15 protein-coding genes are annotated in these 16391 nt (G+C 64.4%); 6 read left to right on the top strand and 9 right to left on the bottom strand.

Annotation, left to right across the window (positions count from 1 at the left end):
* Positions 1-35 precede the first annotated feature (35 nt).
* Positions 36-1367, bottom strand: coding sequence for an ABC transporter substrate-binding protein (locus FJ543_RS14350; protein ID WP_023772503.1), 1332 nt, complete (start codon positions 1365-1367; stop codon positions 36-38).
* 261 nt (positions 1368-1628) lie between these two features.
* Entirely contained in the window at positions 1629-2318 is a 690-nt protein-coding gene (locus FJ543_RS14345) for a PIG-L deacetylase family protein (protein WP_140875656.1), read from the bottom strand.
* Positions 2319-2342: 24 nt separating this feature from the next.
* Here FJ543_RS14345 and FJ543_RS14340 point away from each other — a divergent pair, with 24 nt between their 5' ends.
* The 5 genes from FJ543_RS14340 (at position 2343) to nhaA (ending at position 9162) form a co-directional block, all read left to right on the top strand.
* On the top strand, positions 2343-3233 hold the full coding sequence (locus FJ543_RS14340; protein ID WP_140875654.1) for a DMT family transporter: 891 nt from the start codon (positions 2343-2345) through the stop codon (positions 3231-3233).
* A 56-nt stretch (positions 3234-3289) separates the two neighbouring features.
* A complete protein-coding gene (gene hrpB, locus FJ543_RS14335; protein ID WP_140875653.1) occupies positions 3290-5752 on the top strand; it encodes an ATP-dependent helicase HrpB in 2463 nt (820 codons plus the stop codon).
* 26 nt (positions 5753-5778) lie between these two features.
* Positions 5779-7110: an ActS/PrrB/RegB family redox-sensitive histidine kinase gene (locus FJ543_RS14330; protein ID WP_015314186.1), complete on the top strand. Its 1332-nt coding sequence runs from the start codon at positions 5779-5781 to the stop codon at positions 7108-7110.
* A gap of 64 nt (positions 7111-7174) precedes the next feature.
* Complete coding sequence (locus FJ543_RS14325) at positions 7175-7738, top strand: ActR/PrrA/RegA family redox response regulator transcription factor (protein WP_015314185.1); 564 nt, start codon at positions 7175-7177, stop codon at positions 7736-7738.
* A gap of 230 nt (positions 7739-7968) precedes the next feature.
* Positions 7969-9162, top strand: a complete 1194-nt coding sequence (gene nhaA / locus FJ543_RS14320; RefSeq protein WP_140821574.1) for a Na+/H+ antiporter NhaA — start codon at positions 7969-7971, stop codon at positions 9160-9162.
* A gap of 47 nt (positions 9163-9209) precedes the next feature.
* On the opposite strand, the gene FJ543_RS14315 is transcribed toward nhaA, so the two are convergent.
* The 3 genes from FJ543_RS14315 to cueR form a co-directional block, all read right to left on the bottom strand.
* Positions 9210-9710: an MmcB family DNA repair protein gene (locus FJ543_RS14315; protein ID WP_015314183.1), complete on the bottom strand. Its 501-nt coding sequence runs from the start codon at positions 9708-9710 to the stop codon at positions 9210-9212.
* A 335-nt stretch (positions 9711-10045) separates the two neighbouring features.
* A complete protein-coding gene (locus tag FJ543_RS14310; protein WP_140723228.1) occupies positions 10046-10516 on the bottom strand; it encodes a nucleoside deaminase in 471 nt (156 codons plus the stop codon).
* A gap of 108 nt (positions 10517-10624) precedes the next feature.
* Positions 10625-11110 (bottom strand): Cu(I)-responsive transcriptional regulator, encoded by a 486-nt coding sequence (gene cueR, locus FJ543_RS14305; RefSeq protein ID WP_015314177.1) that lies wholly within the window; start codon positions 11108-11110, stop codon positions 10625-10627.
* Between the two features lie 225 nt (positions 11111-11335).
* Between cueR and FJ543_RS14300 the strand changes: the two genes are divergently transcribed.
* Positions 11336-11953, top strand: a complete 618-nt coding sequence (locus tag FJ543_RS14300) for a L,D-transpeptidase (protein ID WP_140614905.1) — start codon at positions 11336-11338, stop codon at positions 11951-11953.
* 159 nt (positions 11954-12112) lie between these two features.
* On the opposite strand, the gene FJ543_RS14295 is transcribed toward FJ543_RS14300, so the two are convergent.
* The 4 genes from FJ543_RS14295 to murJ form a co-directional block, all read right to left on the bottom strand.
* Positions 12113-12682: a NifU family protein gene (locus FJ543_RS14295; protein WP_015314175.1), complete on the bottom strand. Its 570-nt coding sequence runs from the start codon at positions 12680-12682 to the stop codon at positions 12113-12115.
* A 276-nt stretch (positions 12683-12958) separates the two neighbouring features.
* Positions 12959-13450 carry a universal stress protein gene (locus tag FJ543_RS14290; RefSeq protein ID WP_010913128.1) on the bottom strand — a complete coding sequence of 164 codons (492 nt, stop codon included), beginning with the start codon at positions 13448-13450 and terminating at the stop codon, positions 12959-12961.
* A gap of 92 nt (positions 13451-13542) precedes the next feature.
* Complete coding sequence (gene trpS, locus FJ543_RS14285; protein WP_015314174.1) at positions 13543-14610, bottom strand: tryptophan--tRNA ligase; 1068 nt, start codon at positions 14608-14610, stop codon at positions 13543-13545.
* Positions 14611-14782: 172 nt separating this feature from the next.
* A complete protein-coding gene (murJ, locus tag FJ543_RS14280; RefSeq protein WP_140875651.1) occupies positions 14783-16390 on the bottom strand; it encodes a murein biosynthesis integral membrane protein MurJ in 1608 nt (535 codons plus the stop codon).
* Position 16391: the final 1 nt, after the last annotated feature.

Here is a 16391-nt window from a genome sequence, read left to right as displayed (position 1 = left end):
GTCATGGCTCGGGAGGAGCCTTGCGGTTGTCGCGGCTACATCTTGCCGTCGTCCTGGAAGACCTGCGTCCAGTCCTTGACCAGGCCGTCGAGAGCATCCTTGGCCGAACCCTGGCCGGCGACGACATAGTCATGGAAGCGCTTCTGCGAGGCTTGCAGCAGTGGTGCGTAGCTCGGCTCGGCCCAGAAGTCCTTCACGATCGCCATCGAGTCGAGGAAGGTTTGCGCATAGGGCTGGCTGGCCGGGAATTTCGGGTCCTTGACCACCGCGTTGAGGCAGGAATAACCGCCGAGCGACCACCATTTGGCCTGGACGTCCTTGTTGGCGAACCACTTGATGTATTTCAGCGCCGATTCCTGCTTGTCGGAATAGGAGACCACCGAAATACCCTGGCCGCCGAGCTGGGCGAACTGGGCGCCGCCGGGACCCTTGGGATTGACGAAATAGCCGATCTTGTCGCCGCCGACATTCTCGTCCTTCTGCAGGCCCGGCCATGTGAAGGCGAAGTTCATGTGCATCGCCACCTGGCCGGATTTGAAGGCATCGACGCCTTCGCCCATGTAGCTGTTCGAGGCGCCCGGAGGGGTGCAGCAATCGTAGAGCGCCTTGTAGAATTCCAGGCCTTTGACGGCGTCTGGCGAATTGACGAAGCCTTCCATCTCGTAGGGCTTCTTCGGGTTCTCGTATTGGAAGCCGTAGCTGTAGAGCACGTCCATGGCGCCCATGGTGATGCCTTCCGAGCCGCGCTCGGTGTAGATCGAGGCGCCATAGACCGTCTTGCCGTCGACCTGCCGCTTCTGGAAGAATTCGGCGATCTGCTTCAGCTGGTCGAAAGTGGCCGGCGGACCGAGGTCCCAGCCATACTTTTCCTTGAATTCCTTCTGCAGTTCGGGTTTGGAGAACCAGTCCTTGCGGTAGGTCCAGCCGACGACGTCGCCCATGGCCGGCAGCGCCCAGTAGTTGGGCGTGTTCTTCGGCCATTCCGAATAGCCGACGACGGTCGCCGGCACGAAGTCGTCCATGCTGATCTTCTCCTTGTCGAAGAAGTCGTTCAGCTTGACGTAATGGCCGTTCTCGGCCGCGCCGCCGATCCATTGGCTGTCGCCGATGATCAGGTCGCAGAGCTTGCCATGCGAGTTCAGCTCATTGAGGAAACGGTCGGCGTAGTTGGTCCACGGCACGAACTCGAATTTCATGCCGATGCCGGTTTCCTTGGTGAAATCCTTGGACAGTTCGACCAGCGCGTTGGCCGGGTCCCAGGCGGCCCAGCACAGCGTCAGGTCTTCAGCGTGCGCGGCGTTCGAGACGGCTGTCGACGCTGCGATCGCCGAGGTCAGTCCCAACGCCAGTTTCAAGCTCGATTTCATGCCTTCCTCCCATTTGCGAAACACGTCCGGATGACGGTCTCAAGATCCCTCAACCTCTCTCCTCAGAGGCCCAAACATGGCGGCGTCGTCGCGCCGCGGATGTTTAGTAATTTGTTTAGTGATGCAATTTTTACTAAACAAGGCAAGCGAATTCGTTGCTGCGCCGCAACATGCTGAAGCCGGTCTCTGAAAAGTTGAGAAAAACGCCGCATCAAGCGGACGAGCGCGGAATGCGATACCCCTGGCCGATCGTCCGCGGGTTCAGTCGACCCGTTTGGTGCTCACCATCACCGTCCGGATCGGTGGCGCCGGCGGCAGCAGCGCGCGGATGTCGCCGAAGGGAAATGTCGGCTCGAAGCGGAAGGCTTCGGCCAGCGAACCTTGCGCGCCGTTGCATTGGCCCGAGCGAAAAAGGTTTTGCGTCAGTGCAATGTCAACGAAGCGGTCCGGGTCCTGCGACTGGTGCATGCGGATCGCCTTGGCCTTGATGTCGGCATGGGCGGAAATATCGACATAGTGCGTCGGCGAGAATCCGGTGCCGCCCATCGTATCGGCATGCAGCACCGGAACCCCGAACGAAGCAGCGATGCGCACGCCGTCCGACAGCGCGCGGTGGTCGGCATGATAGTCGTTGGGCGCGTGCGTGATCGCCAGGTCCGGCCCGATCTCGCTGATCAGTGTTTTCAGTGCATCGATCAGCGCGGCGTCGGCCACCAGCCCGCCATCGGGAAAGTCGAGGAAGCGGGCTGCCGCCCCGAGCAGCGCGGCCGCGGCCATTGCCTCCTCGCGCCGGACACGAGCCAGCACAGCGGGATCGCTGTTGCCGCCCCTGGCACCATCGGTAGCCACGGCAAAAGTGAGTTCTGCACCTTGCGCGGCATAGGCGGCCATCGTACCGAACATGAAGATCTCGATGTCGTCTGGATGGGCACCGAGCGCCAGTATTTTCAACTTTCTCTCCCGGAAATGAAAAACGTGCCGAACGGAATCCTGCTCGCCCTGATCGCCTATGCAAGCTATTCGGGCAGCGATGCCGTTATCAAGAGCCTGGGCGGCCAATTCACGGTGTTCGAGATCGGCTTCTTCTCGACATTGTTTGCCGGCTGCTTCCTCTTCTTCAGCCGGCCGGCCAACGAGCGCTGGCGTGATTTCTGGCGTGCCAAACGTCCCTGGGCGGTGCAGGCGCGGGCCTGGGCCGGCATCGCGTCGGGCGTGCTCAGCGTCTATGCTTTCACCACCATTCCGCTGGCCGAGACCTATGCGCTCATCTTTCTGGCGCCGCTCTGCGTCACCATTCTGTCCACCGTGATCCTCAAGGAAAAGGTCGGGCCCTGGCGCTGGCTGGCGGTGGTCGCCGGCTTTGCCGGCGTCATGCTGGTTGTCAGGCCGGGCTTTCGCGAGCTGCACCTTGGTCACATTGCCGCATTCACCATCGCTTTCCTCGCCGCCACCAACGTCATCCTGATGCGGTCGCTGGCGCAGCAGGAAAAACGCACGACCATGCTCGGCGTGCTGATCGGCTATGGACTGCTGTTCAACGGCATCGGCGCCGCCGCGACCTCCTTCACCGTCCCGGATGGAAAACAGCTGGCATGGCTGGTGATGGCGGGCGCCTTCACCGCCTGTGGACAATTGCTGCAGTTGCTGGCCGCCAAATACGCTCCGGCCAACCGGATTGCGCCGACGCATTATTCGCAGATCGTCTGGGCGGTCATCCTCGGCGCGCTGTTCTTCCAGGAATATCCGGACTGGCTGTCGCTTGTCGGCCTCGCCGTCGTCGGCGGATCGGGCCTGCTGACCATGGTGCGCGAGGAAGTGCGGCTGGGCACGGTGCGCTGGAATCCGTTTTCCCGCGCACGGCTCTAACCAGGCCTGGTGCGATAAAGTTGCACGGCGCCCGCGACCGCTGATATGCGGGCGTAATGACGACCAAACCCTTGCCGGAACTTCCGGTATCCGCCGTGCTGCCGGCGCTGAGCGAGGCGCTCGGCTCTGGCAACAGCGCCGTGCTGGTGGCGCCACCCGGTGCCGGCAAGACCACGCTGGTGCCGTTGGCGCTGCTCGATGCGCCCTGGCTGGGCACGAGCAAGATCGTCTTGCTCGAACCGCGACGGCTCGCCGCCCGCGCCGCCGCGCGCCGCATGGCCGAGTTGCTGGGGGAAGAGCCCGGCGCCACCATCGGCTACGCCATGCGCATGGAAAACCGCACCTCGGCGCGGACGAAAATCCTGGTCGTCACCGAGGGCGTGCTGGCGCGCATGATTCTCGACGACCCTGAACTGCCCGGCGTTTCGGCGGTCATCTTCGACGAATTCCACGAGCGCTCGCTCGACGGCGATTTCGGTCTCGCTCTTGCCCTCGATGTGCAAGGCGCGCTGCGGCCGGATCTGCGTCTGCTGGTGATGTCGGCAACGCTCGACGGCGCACGGGTCGCGAAACTCCTGTCGGGCGCGCCGGTGATCGAAAGCGAGGGCCGCGCCTTCCCCGTCGATGTCAGATACGACGAGCGGCCGGCCGGTGTGCCGATCGAGGACGCCATGGCCAAGGCGATCCGCGCCGCCCTTGCCGACGAGAGCGGCAGCGTGCTTGCTTTCCTGCCCGGCCAGCGCGAGATCGAGCGCACCGCCGAGCGGCTGGCCGGCAAGGTCGGCGCCGACACCGATATCGTGCCGCTCTATGGCCAGCTCGACGGCAAGGCGCAGGACGCGGCGATCAAGCCGGCGCCGCCAGGCCGCCGCAAGGTGGTGCTGGCGACCTCCATCGCCGAGACCTCCATCACCATCGACGGCGTGCGCGTCGTCATCGATTCCGGCCTGTCGCGGCTGCCGCGCTATGAGCCGGCCAGCGGACTGACCAGATTGGAAACCGTGCGCGTCAGCAAGGCCTCCGCCGATCAGCGCGCCGGCCGCGCCGGCCGCACGCAGGCGGGCGTCGCTATCCGGCTATGGCGTGCCGAGCAGACGGCCGCACTTCCCGCCTTCACACCCCCGGAAATCCTCGAGGCGGACCTGTCGGGTCTGCTGCTCGACTGCGCCGCCTTCGGTGTCGCTGATCCAGTCAGTCTTGCTTTCCTCGATCCGCCGCCGGCTCCCGCGCTCAATGAAGCACGGGCGCTGTTGCGGGCGCTTGGGGCCATCGATGAAGCAGGGCGGCTGACGGACGCCGGCGCTGCGATGCGCAAGCTCGCTCTGCCGGTCCGGCTGGCGCATATGGTCGCCGAAGCGGCCAGCAGCGGTCATGGTGGTGAGGCGGCCATGCTTGCCGTGCTGCTGACCGAGCGTGGCCTTGGCGGTGACGGTGCCGACCTCGAACGGCGACTGATGCGCTTTCGCACGGAAAGATCGCCGCGTGCCACGTCGGCGCGCCAGCTTGCCGAGCGCCTGGCCAGGCATGTAGGCGGTGCGAAGACCAGCGGAGCTGTTCCAGCCGGAACCCTGCTCATCCACGCCTGGCCGGATCGCGTCGCCAAGGCGCGCGGCGAGCGCGGCCGTTTCGTGCTGGCCAACGGTTCCGGCGCCATGCTCGACGCCGGCGACCCGCTGGCGGGCGAGCCGTTTCTGGTCGTCGCGGACCTGCAGGGCAAGGCGCAGAATGCCCGCATTACGGCGGCTGCGGCAAGCAGTGAGGAGGACATCCGGGCAGCACTTGGCGGCAGGATCGAAACGCGCCGGCAGACGAGTTTCGATCGCGACAGGCGCGCCGTGCGGGTGCGCGAAACCGTGCGCCTTGGCGCCATCACGCTCGCCGAACGCATGTTGCCGCCGCCGGCCGGCGCCGATGCCGACCGCGCCATCATCGAGGCCCTGCGCGAGCATGGGCTTTCCCTTCTGACCTGGAGCAAGGAGGCGCAGACGCTGCGCCACCGGCTGTCCTGGCTGCACAAGGGCTTGGGCGAGCCCTGGCCCGACATGTCGGATGAAGCGCTCATCGCGCGCCTCGACGACTGGCTGCTGCCTTTTCTGTCCGGTGCGGCCTCCCTGGCCGCCATCGATCCCGGAACCGTCGCGGCCGGGCTGGCGTCGCTCGTGCCGCATGACCTGCAACGCAAGATCGAAGCACTGGCGCCGACTCATTTCGATGCCCCGTCGGGCAGCCATGTGCCGATCCGCTATGACGGCGAATGGCCGGTTCTGGCGGTGCGCGTGCAAGAATTGTTCGGCCTCGACCGCCATCCGTCGATCGCCAACGGCACCGTCCCCTTGACGCTTGAACTGTTGTCGCCGGCGCACCGGCCGATCCAGACGACCCGAGACCTGCCTGGCTTCTGGCGCGGCTCCTGGACCGATGTGCGCGCCGACATGCGCGGCCGCTATCCCAAGCATGTCTGGCCGGAAAACCCATTGCTCGCCGCCGCCACCGCCCGCGCCAAGCCGCGCGGGACCTAGCCTTTGCTGGTTTGCGGCTGTAATCCATGGCCATGATCAACATCCTGAACACGCCCGACTTCCAGCAAAGCCAGCGACTGCGCCTCAACACGCTGATCCGGCTGCGCTGGCTGGCCATTGTCGGCCAGAGCGTGACGGTGCTCGTCGTCGCCTACGGCCTGAAATTCCCGCTGCCGGTCAGTCTATGTTTTGCCCTTATCGCCTGTTCGGCCTGGATGAACCTGTTTCTGGCCTTTCGCTTTCCGGCCGCGCACCGGCTCACGCCGTTCGCTGCCTTCGGCATCCTGATCTTCGACAGCCTGCAGCTTGCCGGCCTGCTCTACATGACCGGCGGCCTGACCAATCCGTTCTCGCTGCTGATGACCGTGCCCGTCGTCATTTCGGCGACGTCGCTGCCCCTTCGCCTCACCGCCATCCTCGGCGGGCTGGTCATGATCGCGGCGACCTTGCTGGTCTTTCGCCATCTGCCGCTGCCCTGGTACGAAGGCGCGCCCCTGGTGATGCCCTTCATCTATGTCGCCGGCATGTGGATGGCGGTGCTGTCCTCCATTGCCTTCACCGCCATGTACGCCTTCCGGGTGGCCGCCGAAGCCCGGCTATTGGCCAACGCGCTCGCCGCCACGGAACTGGTGCTGCAGCGCGAGCAGCACCTTTCCGCGCTCGACGGGCTGGCGGCGGCGGCGGCGCACGAACTCGGCACCCCGCTCGCCACGATCACGCTCGTCGCCAAGGAGATGGAAAAGGCGCTCGGCAGCGATCCGAAATACGGGGAAGACGTGAAGCTGCTGCGCTCTCAGAGCGAGCGTTGCCGTGAAATCCTCAAGCGCCTGACCAGCCTGTCGTCGGAGGGCGAGGCACATCTGTCCCGCCTGCCACTGACCTCGCTGGTCGAGGAGGTGACGGCGCCGCATCGCGACTTCGGCATCTCGATCAAGCTTCGCCCTGGCGAGCGGACCGGGCCGGAGCCGGTCGGGCGCCGCAATCCCGGCGTCATCTATGGTCTCGGCAATCTGGTCGAGAACGCGGTCGATTTCGCCCGCAAGAGCGTCACCGTGCGCTGGAGCTGGGACGAGGCGACGGTCTCCTTCTCGATCACCGATGACGGCCCGGGTTTCCCGCCCGAGATCATCGACCGCATCGGTGAACCCTACATGTCGACACGCCAGGGCACGGAAGCCGGAGGCGGCCTCGGGCTCGGCCTGTTTATCGCCAAGACATTGCTCGAACGTTCGGGCGCCACGCTCGACTTTCGCAATTCGAGCGGCCTCGGCGAAGGGGCCGTGGTGCGGATTTCGTGGCCGAGAAGCGTCTTCCTGAACCCGGAATCGGCCCCAGCCACCATGTTTGACACTGCGTAAATTGGACAATGGCCCCGCAAAACTATATCTGCGTAAAAATAAGGCAGCAGGAATTTTCGAGACGATGACAGGCGATGAGAACAGTGGGCCTATGGTTGAAGGCGAGGACACCTCGCTTCTGATCGTCGATGACGACAAGCCGTTCCTGACCCGTCTGGCCCGTGCCATGGAAACCAGGGGTTTCGTGGTCGAGACGGCGGAGAGCGTCGAGGAGGCCGTGGGCAAGGCGCGCGCCAATCCGCCCGCCTATGCGGTGGTCGACATGCGGCTGGGCGACGGCAACGGCCTCGATGTCGTCGCCGCCATCCGCGAGAAGCGTGAGGACTCCCGCACCATCATCCTGACCGGTTACGGCAACATAGCCACCGCGGTGACGGCGGTGAAGCTCGGCGCCGTCGACTATCTGTCGAAACCCGCCGACGCCGACGATGTCTTTGCGGCATTGACCCGCACCACCGGCGAGCGCGCCGCGCCGCCGGAAAACCCGATGTCGGCCGACCGCGTGCGCTGGGAGCATATCCAGCGCGTCTACGAAATGTGCGAGCGCAACGTTTCAGAGACCGCACGCCGGCTCAACATGCATCGCCGCACGCTGCAGCGGATCCTGGCCAAGCGCGCGCCGCGCTGAGAGACTGTTTGGAAATTCTGCTCTGGCGGCCATCTGGCGGCGTTTTCTGCGCTTCCCTTGCTCACGGACGAATGTCCGCTGCGCTGCGGTTCTCAACCACCATATGACCAGTCAGAGCGAATTCGAAACAGTCTCCGAGGCGCTGAAAAGGGTCCCATGCTTGCCCGGCGGCCGGACTTTGCGCATCATTGCAAATGACGCACGCCGGCAGGCGGCATGACGGAGGCGACATGCAGGATTTGAAGCGACGGCCGGTTTCCGTCTTCCGCGAGTTCCTCGACAGCGAGGCGGCCGGCGGCATCATCCTGATGGTGGCCGCCGCCCTTGCCCTGATCGTCGCCAATTCGCCGCTCGCCGGGACCTACTTCTCGGTTCTCCACGCCTATCTCGGCCCGCTCAGCGTCTCGCACTGGGTCAATGACGGGCTGATGGCGGTGTTCTTCCTGCTCGTCGGGCTGGAGATCAAGCGCGAGATGCTGGACGGCCAGCTCTCGACCTGGCCACGCCGGGTGCTGCCCGGCATCGCGGCGGCCGGCGGCATGGTGGTGCCGGCGCTGGTCTATGTCGCCGTCAACAGCAACAATTCGGCCGCACTGTCCGGCTGGGCGATCCCGACCGCCACCGACATCGCCTTCGCGCTCGGCGTCCTGTCGCTGCTCGGCAGCCGCGTGCCGGCCTCGCTGAAGGTCTTCCTGACCGCGCTTGCCATCATCGACGACCTCGGCGCCGTCATCATCATCGCCATATTCTACACCAGCGGCCTGTCGCTAGCCTATCTCGGCGCGGCCTTCGCCGTGATTGCCGTGCTCGTCCTGCTCAACCGTATGCGGGTGATGAACCTTGTGCCCTATCTCGTGCTTGGCGCCATCCTGTGGGTACTGGTGCTGAAGTCCGGCGTCCATGCCACGCTGGCCGGCGTGGCACTTGCGCTGACCATTCCGCTCGAACGCTCGGCCGGCATCGGCCACGACCTTGACCATTCGCCGCTGCACCGGCTCGAGCACGGCCTGCACAAGCTGGTGGCGTTTATCGTCATCCCTATCTTCGGCTTTGCCAATGCCGGCGTTTCGCTCACCGGCCTGAGTTTTAGCGCCCTGATCGAGCCGCTCACGCTGGGCGTCGCAGCCGGTCTCGTCGTCGGCAAGCTGGTCGGCGTCTTCGGCTCCTCCGCGCTCGCCATCCGCTTCGGCCTCGCCGACCTGCCGGCCAACGCCGGCTGGCCGCACATGATCGGCATTTCGCTCCTGTGCGGCATCGGCTTCACCATGAGCCTGTTCATCGGCCTGCTCGCCTTCGCCAACGACGTGGCGCTGCAGGACGCGGTCAAGGTCGGCATCCTTGCCGGTTCCTTCATCGCCGCGCTGCTTGGTGCCGCGGTGCTGCTGATGGCCCCGGCTGTGGGTGGCGAGGAAGAGACGGAGTAGCCGTTCCGGGCTGGAGCATCTGGCGGGCGTCAATTTCAGGGCTGCGATTACTCGCTCTCCCCCTCCAGCACCGGCACCGCGACACCCGCCAGTTCCGCCGCCAGCAGCCGCGCCGCGCCGGCGCGCGCGATGCGCAGCATCAGCGCCTTGCGCGTCGCCGCCGCCATGCGGTGCTCGGGCGCATCACGCAAGATCTCGGCGCCATAGCCGTCGGAGAGAATGAAGCCGCATTCCTCGGGAAAGATTTCGGCCGGCACGCCGGGATGTGTGGCGAAAAAAAAGCGGTCGGAATGCAGCCGGTAATCGGGCCATTTGCGGTCGACGCGAAAATCCTCGATCGAGGATTTGATCTCGATAATCCAGATATCGCCCTGCCGCGTCAGCGCCACGAGATCGGCGCGCCGGCCGGTGGCCAACGACAACTCGGGCAGCACATGCGCGCCCATCTGCATCAGCAACCGCTGCACGCCCCGCCGCACCAGCATGGCGCGCTCGGACTGGCGACCGTCGATCAGAGGGTTCAGGAGAATCGGGGAGATGATTGGCATGGCAGGCACCATGCCAGACTTTGTTCACGGTTTGAACCCGGTTTTTAACGGCGATTATGTATTTGACAGACCTGGAGGGAGTTTGCCGGCTGACCGGGGCGGCTCGGCGGTTTGGGGGGACATCAATACGGGCAAAACCGCCGAGCCTGACTGGCGGCGGCAAATTTGGGGATTTGGGAGTTCGCCGTCAGCTTTGACCAGGATATCGCAGGGTTGACCGGTTGGCGTCATTCGAACGAAGGGCGGCGTTTCCGCTCGAGTCCATGTAGCAGTGGTCCACATTGCGCCTATGTTCGGTCCGCTCTTTCTGACCTTTCGCGGGACGTGGGGAGCCACTACCGCTGCCAGAAGCCACGGTGCACCGATACAAGTTCATCCTCAATTTCGGGGAAGGGGCCGTGGACCTCGATCTTCTTCTGCCCAGAGCCGAGCACAATTCGCGCGGACAGACTCATCGTCGGATTTTCGGGATGGTCGCCTGTCAGCGCGAGAAGCTCGGTCTCCTCGAAGCCATAGACCAGCTGGCCGATATTCGCCCAGTAGAGCGTTCCGGTGCACATCGCGCAGGGCTCGCCCGTCGAGACCAGCGTGCATGTCCAGAGAAACTCCGGCGGATAGGCTGCCGCCGCGCGCCGCGCAAGTTCGGTCTCGGCGTGATGCAGGGTGTCGATATTGCCTTGGCGCATGAGGATTGCGTCGTCGGGGCCGACCAGCACCGCGCCGAACGGATGGTGGCCGTGCGCGGCAGCCTCGCGGGCGACCGCATCGGCGGCGCGAAGGTGGGCGAGCATCTGGTCGCGGGTCATGCGCTCTCTCCGGTCATTGGGGTCACCGGCCGGCGACCAGCGGCAGTACTTTTACCCTACGCTGATATCAGAGCGCGCAATATACCACACGAACCCATGCTGGCGGCTTCACGAGCGCGTGGCAAGGCGGCTAACTCCGCCTTCGCCCAGGCCACCCTCTTCAACAGGTGGTCTATCGCTTCCGCGGTTGGGTTTGCCGCCGGCCAACGCCGCCCCCGCCATGTCATCCAAAATCGGGCAGTCCGGCCGCTCGTCGCCATGGCAGGCGTGAACGAGCTTCTGCAGCGTCGAGCGCATCGATTGCAGTTCGCGCACCTTCTCCTCGATGGCGGTGACGTGGGCGGCGGCGATTGCGCGCACGTCGTGGCTGGCGCGGCCGCGATCCTTGTAGAGCGCCATCAGCTGGCGACAATCGTCTATCGAAAAGCCGAGATTGCGCGCGCGGCGCAGGAAGGCCAGCCGGTGGATATCGTCGCCCGAATAATCGCGATAGCCATTGGCGGCGCGCGCGGGCGCGATCAGGCCGATCTCCTCATAGTAGCGGATGGTCTTGGCCGGCAGGCCTGAGCGGTGAGCGGCGTCGCCGACATTCATGACGGATCCTCGAGTTTCGCGGGCCTGCGATTCAGGCCCATTGAATTTCCTTCACAATCCGGTGAAGTATGTTGCCGAAATGCCATAGTGATACGCATACCAGCACGTAAGTCCCCGCATATAGGCATCGTGTGCTTGGCAAGCAAAGCAAATGCCAGCATGAATGATGGCGAGAAAGCGGCCGACTCGTGCCGCTCTAGTTTGGGCGGGGCACCGGATCACCACATGCGCATGAAGTCGCTTGCAATAATCGCCGCATTGGCGCTGTCCACTGCTATTGCCGGTTGCAGCACCATCGGCGGGCAGATGTTCTCCAACGACTATGGCGCGGTGACCGATGCCGGTTACCAGCTGCCACGTATCCCGATCGAGAAGGTCCCCTCGAAGTACCATCGCCAGGAAGTGAGTTACGACTCCAAGGAAAAGCCCGGCACCATCATCGTCGATACGCAGAACAAGTTCCTGTACTTCGTCGAGGGCGATGGCCGGGCAATCCGCTACGGTATCGGCGTCGGCCGCGAGGGCTTCGAATGGCACGGCACCGCCCATATCGCCATCAAGCGCGAATGGCCGACCTGGACGCCGCCTTCGCAGATGATCAAGCGCCAGCCCGAACTCGCCAAGTTCGCCGGCGGCATGGAGCCGGGCCTGAAGAACCCGCTCGGCGCGCGCGCCATGTACCTGTTCAACAAGGGCGGTGACATGGGCTACCGCCTTCACGGCAGCCCGGAATGGAACTCGATCGGCAAGGCCATGTCGTCGGGTTGCATCCGGCTGATGAACCAGGACGTCATCGACCTCTACAATCGCGCCGAGGTCGGCGCCAAGGTCATCGTTCTTTAGACCATGATCCCGGAAAGCCTGTCCGCTTTTCCGGCAGATCGTGGTTAAACTGGAAGTCGCCTTTCATACGCGGACCGTCTAGGCAACAACGGACGTCCCAAACAGAAAACCGGGCAATTCGGCCCGGTTTTTTGTTGTCCGTGGGTAGGAAATTGCCGTCTAAGAGACCTGCTCGACCTGCTGCACTTCCGGCACGAAATGGCGAAGCAGGTTCTGGATGCCGTGCTTCAGCGTCGCCGTCGAAGACGGGCAACCGGCGCAGGCGCCTTTCATGTGCAGGAACACGGTGCCGTTCTCGAAGCCACGGAAGGTGATGTCGCCGCCGTCCTGCGCCACCGCTGGGCGCACCCGCGTGTCGAGCAGCTCCTTGATGGTGATGACGAGTTCCTCGTCGGCCTTGTCATAGAATTCACCGGTCTGGCTGGTCTCGGCGGCGGGGCCGGCCTTGGCCATGACAGGCGCACCGGACATGAAATGCTCCATGATCGCACCGAGGATCGCCGGCTTCAGGTGCTGCCAGTCCGGGCCGTCCTTGGACACGGTGATGAAATCGTAGCCGAAGAACACGCCGGTGACGCCGGGAATTTCGAACAGCCGCCCAGCCAGCGGCGAGGCAATGGCCGCACTGTCGGCATCGCGGAAATCGGCGGTGCCTTCTAGGAGCACTTCCTTGCCGGGCAGGAATTTCAGCGTCGCCGGATTGGGCGTCGACTCGGTCTGGATGAACATGGCCGTCTCCATGCCCGTTTTGGGCAACTAGTTTGGAATAGTTCTAAATAGGCTCTATCGGCTGGACATTCAAGCGAAACGCATCGCAGGAACGGCTGGCTGGCGGAATGTTTTGCGACTCATGCCAAGCACTGTGAAGTGTGTCGAGATTCGGGTCAGGCCGAATCGAAAATGATGGTTTCCGAGAACCGGAGCGGAGCGTAGTTAAGCACTTGAGCACCGGAAGCGCAGGAAGCCGCCATTTGCAGGCCGGCATCACCCGTATGTCGATACACTTCAGGCGAGGCTGTCGATCTCCTCATCCGACAAATTCTGTGGCACCACGGTCACCGGGATCGGAAAGGCAGCACCTTTGCCTGCCACGGCACCGACCAGCGGTCCAGGACCTTCCTTGCCGGCGCCGGCCGCGAGCACGAGGATGGCGATGTCCTGGTCTTCCTCGATCAGCTTGTGGATCTCTTCCGTCGGCTTGCCTTCGCGCACCACCATCTCCGGTTCGATGCCGAGCTTCTGCCGCACCTTGTTGGCGTAGCCGTCCAGCGCCGCGCGCGCCGTGGCGTTCGCCTCCTCGCGCATGATCTTCTCGACCCCCAGCCAGTGCTGGAAGTCGTCCGGTACGATGACATAGAGCAGCACCAGCGTGCCGCTGGTGCTCTGCGCCCGCTTGGAGGCGTAGGCGACGGCGCGCTCGCATTCCGGCGTGTCGTCGATGATCGTCAGGAATTTCCTGCGGTGACCGGCTTCGCGGCTGAGGCGTTTGGAGACCATGTCTATCTACTCGGTGTCTTTTCGGCCGCAATCTGCCACCGCCGCTGACCGGCGGCAAGCCGCCGGCCTTGTGCCAGTGTTGTGCGCCGCGTTCAGCCCTGCAGCAGCCCGATAATGTCGCGCACCGTCTTCATCGTCGTTTCGGCGAGCACGCCGGCGCGTTCGCCGCCATCCCGCAGCACGGCGTCGACATAGGCGCGGTCGCCCTGGATACGGCGCATCTCGGTGGCGATCGGCGCCAGCCTCTCCACCGCGAGATCGGCCAGCGCCGGCTTGAACACAGAGAACTGCTGGCCGCCGAATTCCTTAAGCACATCGGCCTTCGACATCTCGGCGAGACCGGCATAGATGCCGACCAGGTTCTCCGCCTCGGGCCGGCTTTCCAGCCCGTCGACCTCGCTCGGCAAGGCCTCCGGGTCGGTCTTGGCCTTGCGGATCTTCTTCGAGATGGCGTCGGCATCGTCGGTCAGGTTGATGCGCGACAGGTCCGACGGGTCCGACTTCGACATCTTCTTGGAGCCGTCACGCAGCGACATGATGCGCGCTGCCGGCCCGCCGATGACCGGCTCGGTCAGCGGGAAATAGCCGTTCACCGTCTCCTCGCCTATCCTCATCTCGACGCCGACGCCAAGACCGGCGATGCGGTCGGAGAAATCGTTGTTGAATTTCTGCGCGATGTCGCGTGTCAGTTCCAGGTGCTGCTTCTGGTCCTCGCCCACCGGCACATGGGTGGCGCGATAAAGCAGGATGTCGGCCGCCATCAGCGAGGGATAGGCAAGCAGGCCCAGCGAGGCGTTCTCGCGGTCCTTGCCGGCCTTGTCCTTGAACTGCGTCATCTTGTTCATCCAGCCTATGCGCGCCACGCAATTGAAGATCCAGGCGAGCTCCGCGTGCTGCATCACCCGCGACTGGTTGAAGACGATGTGCTTCTTCGGGTCGATGCCGGAGGCGAGGAACGCCGCGGTGATCGACCGCGTCTGGTCGGCAAGGTCGTCATGGACAAGCTGGGCGGTCAGCGAATGCAGGTCGACAACGCAATAGATGCAGTCGGACGTATCCTGCAGGGCGACGAATTTCTTGATAGCGCCGAGATAGTTGCCGAGATGCAGATTGCCGGTCGGCTGAACACCGGAGAAGACGAGTGGCTTGAAGGCGGACATGGTTTTCCTCATGGCTTGTGGAGGGCCGTATAAGCGTGATTCCGAAAAGTTGCGGACTTTTCGGAGCCAATCATGCGGCTGGAAACCGCGCGCGGCGAAAGTCTGCGACGGCGCGCTTATGGACGAGAGCGCGGGCGGGATCAAGACCGGCCAGGCGGGATGCTCGGCCGATCTATTCGTCGAGTTCTGATTTTGCCACGGACGGGCCGGCTTCTGTCCTCCGGCGCCCCACATTGCGCCGGATCATGCCGAAATCGGCGCCGCCGGTGGCGAAAGCGGTGACGAAATAGAGCAGCGCCCCGCCGGCCACCAGTGCCAGCACCGTCGTCGCCTTGACGACCAGCGGCGAGCCGGGGCCGATCCTTGTGGCCAACCAACGTTCGGCGAAATAGAGGGCGACACCCATGACCACCGCCGACAGCACCAGCCGTGGGATGCGCCTCAACAGCGGCACGTCGCGGCCCCAATGGCCGCGCCGGATCAGCACGGCAAGCAGCATCAGCGCGTTGACCCAGCCGGCAACGGCGGAGGCCACGGCGATGCCGGGTGCACCCATCCTCGGGAACAGCGTCAGCGCGGTGGCGACGTTCACCGCCACGGAGATTGCGGCGAAGATCATCGGCGTGCGCGTATCCTCGCGGGCGAAATAGCCTGGGGTGAAGGCCTTGATCAGCACGAAGGCCGGCAGACCGAGACCGAAGATCGCCAGGATCGCCGCCACGACAGGTGTCGAATGGTTGGCGGCGAACGCGCCGCGCTCATAGACCAGCCGCACGATCGGTTCCGCCATCACCCAGAGCGCCGCCGCCGCCGGCAAGGTCATGAACAGGGTGAATTCGACGGAACGGTTCTGCAGATTGGCTGCCTCGATCAGATTGCCTGACTTCAGCGCCCGCGACAGTTCGGGCAACAGCACGATCGCCACCGCTACACCGACGACACCGAGCGGCAACTGGTAGACGCGGTCGGCATAAGCCAGCGAGGACACGGCACTGTCCTGCGCGGAGGCGATGGCCGTTCCGATCAGCTGGTTGATCTGGGTGATGCCACCGGTGATCGCCGCCGGCAGCGCCAGGATCAGGAGCCGCTTCACGTTCGGCGTCATCCTAGGCCGGCGGAAGCCGATCGAGATGCCCGCATTGCGCACCGCCACCCAGACGATGGCGAGTTGCACGACGCCGGCCGCCAGCACGCCCCAGGACAGGCCGAAGCCGACAGCGTGTGCATCCAGTCCGTGATACCAGGCATAGCCAAGCACGCTGATGAGGATGATGTTGAGGAAAGCCGGCGCGATTGCCGCGGCGAAATAGCGCCGCAAGGAGTTCAGCATGCCCGCCATCATGGCGGCGAGCGACATGCAGATGAGATAAGGGAACATGATCGTCGCAAGCGTGACGGTCGTCTCGAACTTGCCCGGCGTGTCGGCAAAGCCCGGCGCCACCAGGTAGCGCACGATCAGCGGCATGGCCAGTTCCATGGCGATGGTCAGCGCCAGGAGCGCGGTGAACAGCACCCCGAACACCTCTTCGGAAAAACGCCTGGCGCCATCGGTGCCGTGTGTCTCGATCTCCTTGGCGAACAGCGGCACGAAGGCGGCATTGAACGCGCCCTCGGCGAACAGCCGGCGAAAGGTGTTGGGGAACTGGAAGGCGGCATTGAAGGCGTCCGCGACCGGTCCGGTGCCGAGTGCGGCCGCCATCAGCATCTCGCGGCCGAAACCGAGCGCACGGCTCATCAGCGTGCCGGACGCGACGGTAGCGAATTTCTTGACGAGACTCATG

It is taken from the genome of Mesorhizobium sp. B2-5-7, from assembly GCF_006440875.1.
Classification (GTDB): domain Bacteria; phylum Pseudomonadota; class Alphaproteobacteria; order Rhizobiales; family Rhizobiaceae; genus Mesorhizobium; species Mesorhizobium australicum.
Note: the sequence above shows the minus strand (reverse complement) of the source record. Positions and strands in the feature narration are given on the sequence as shown.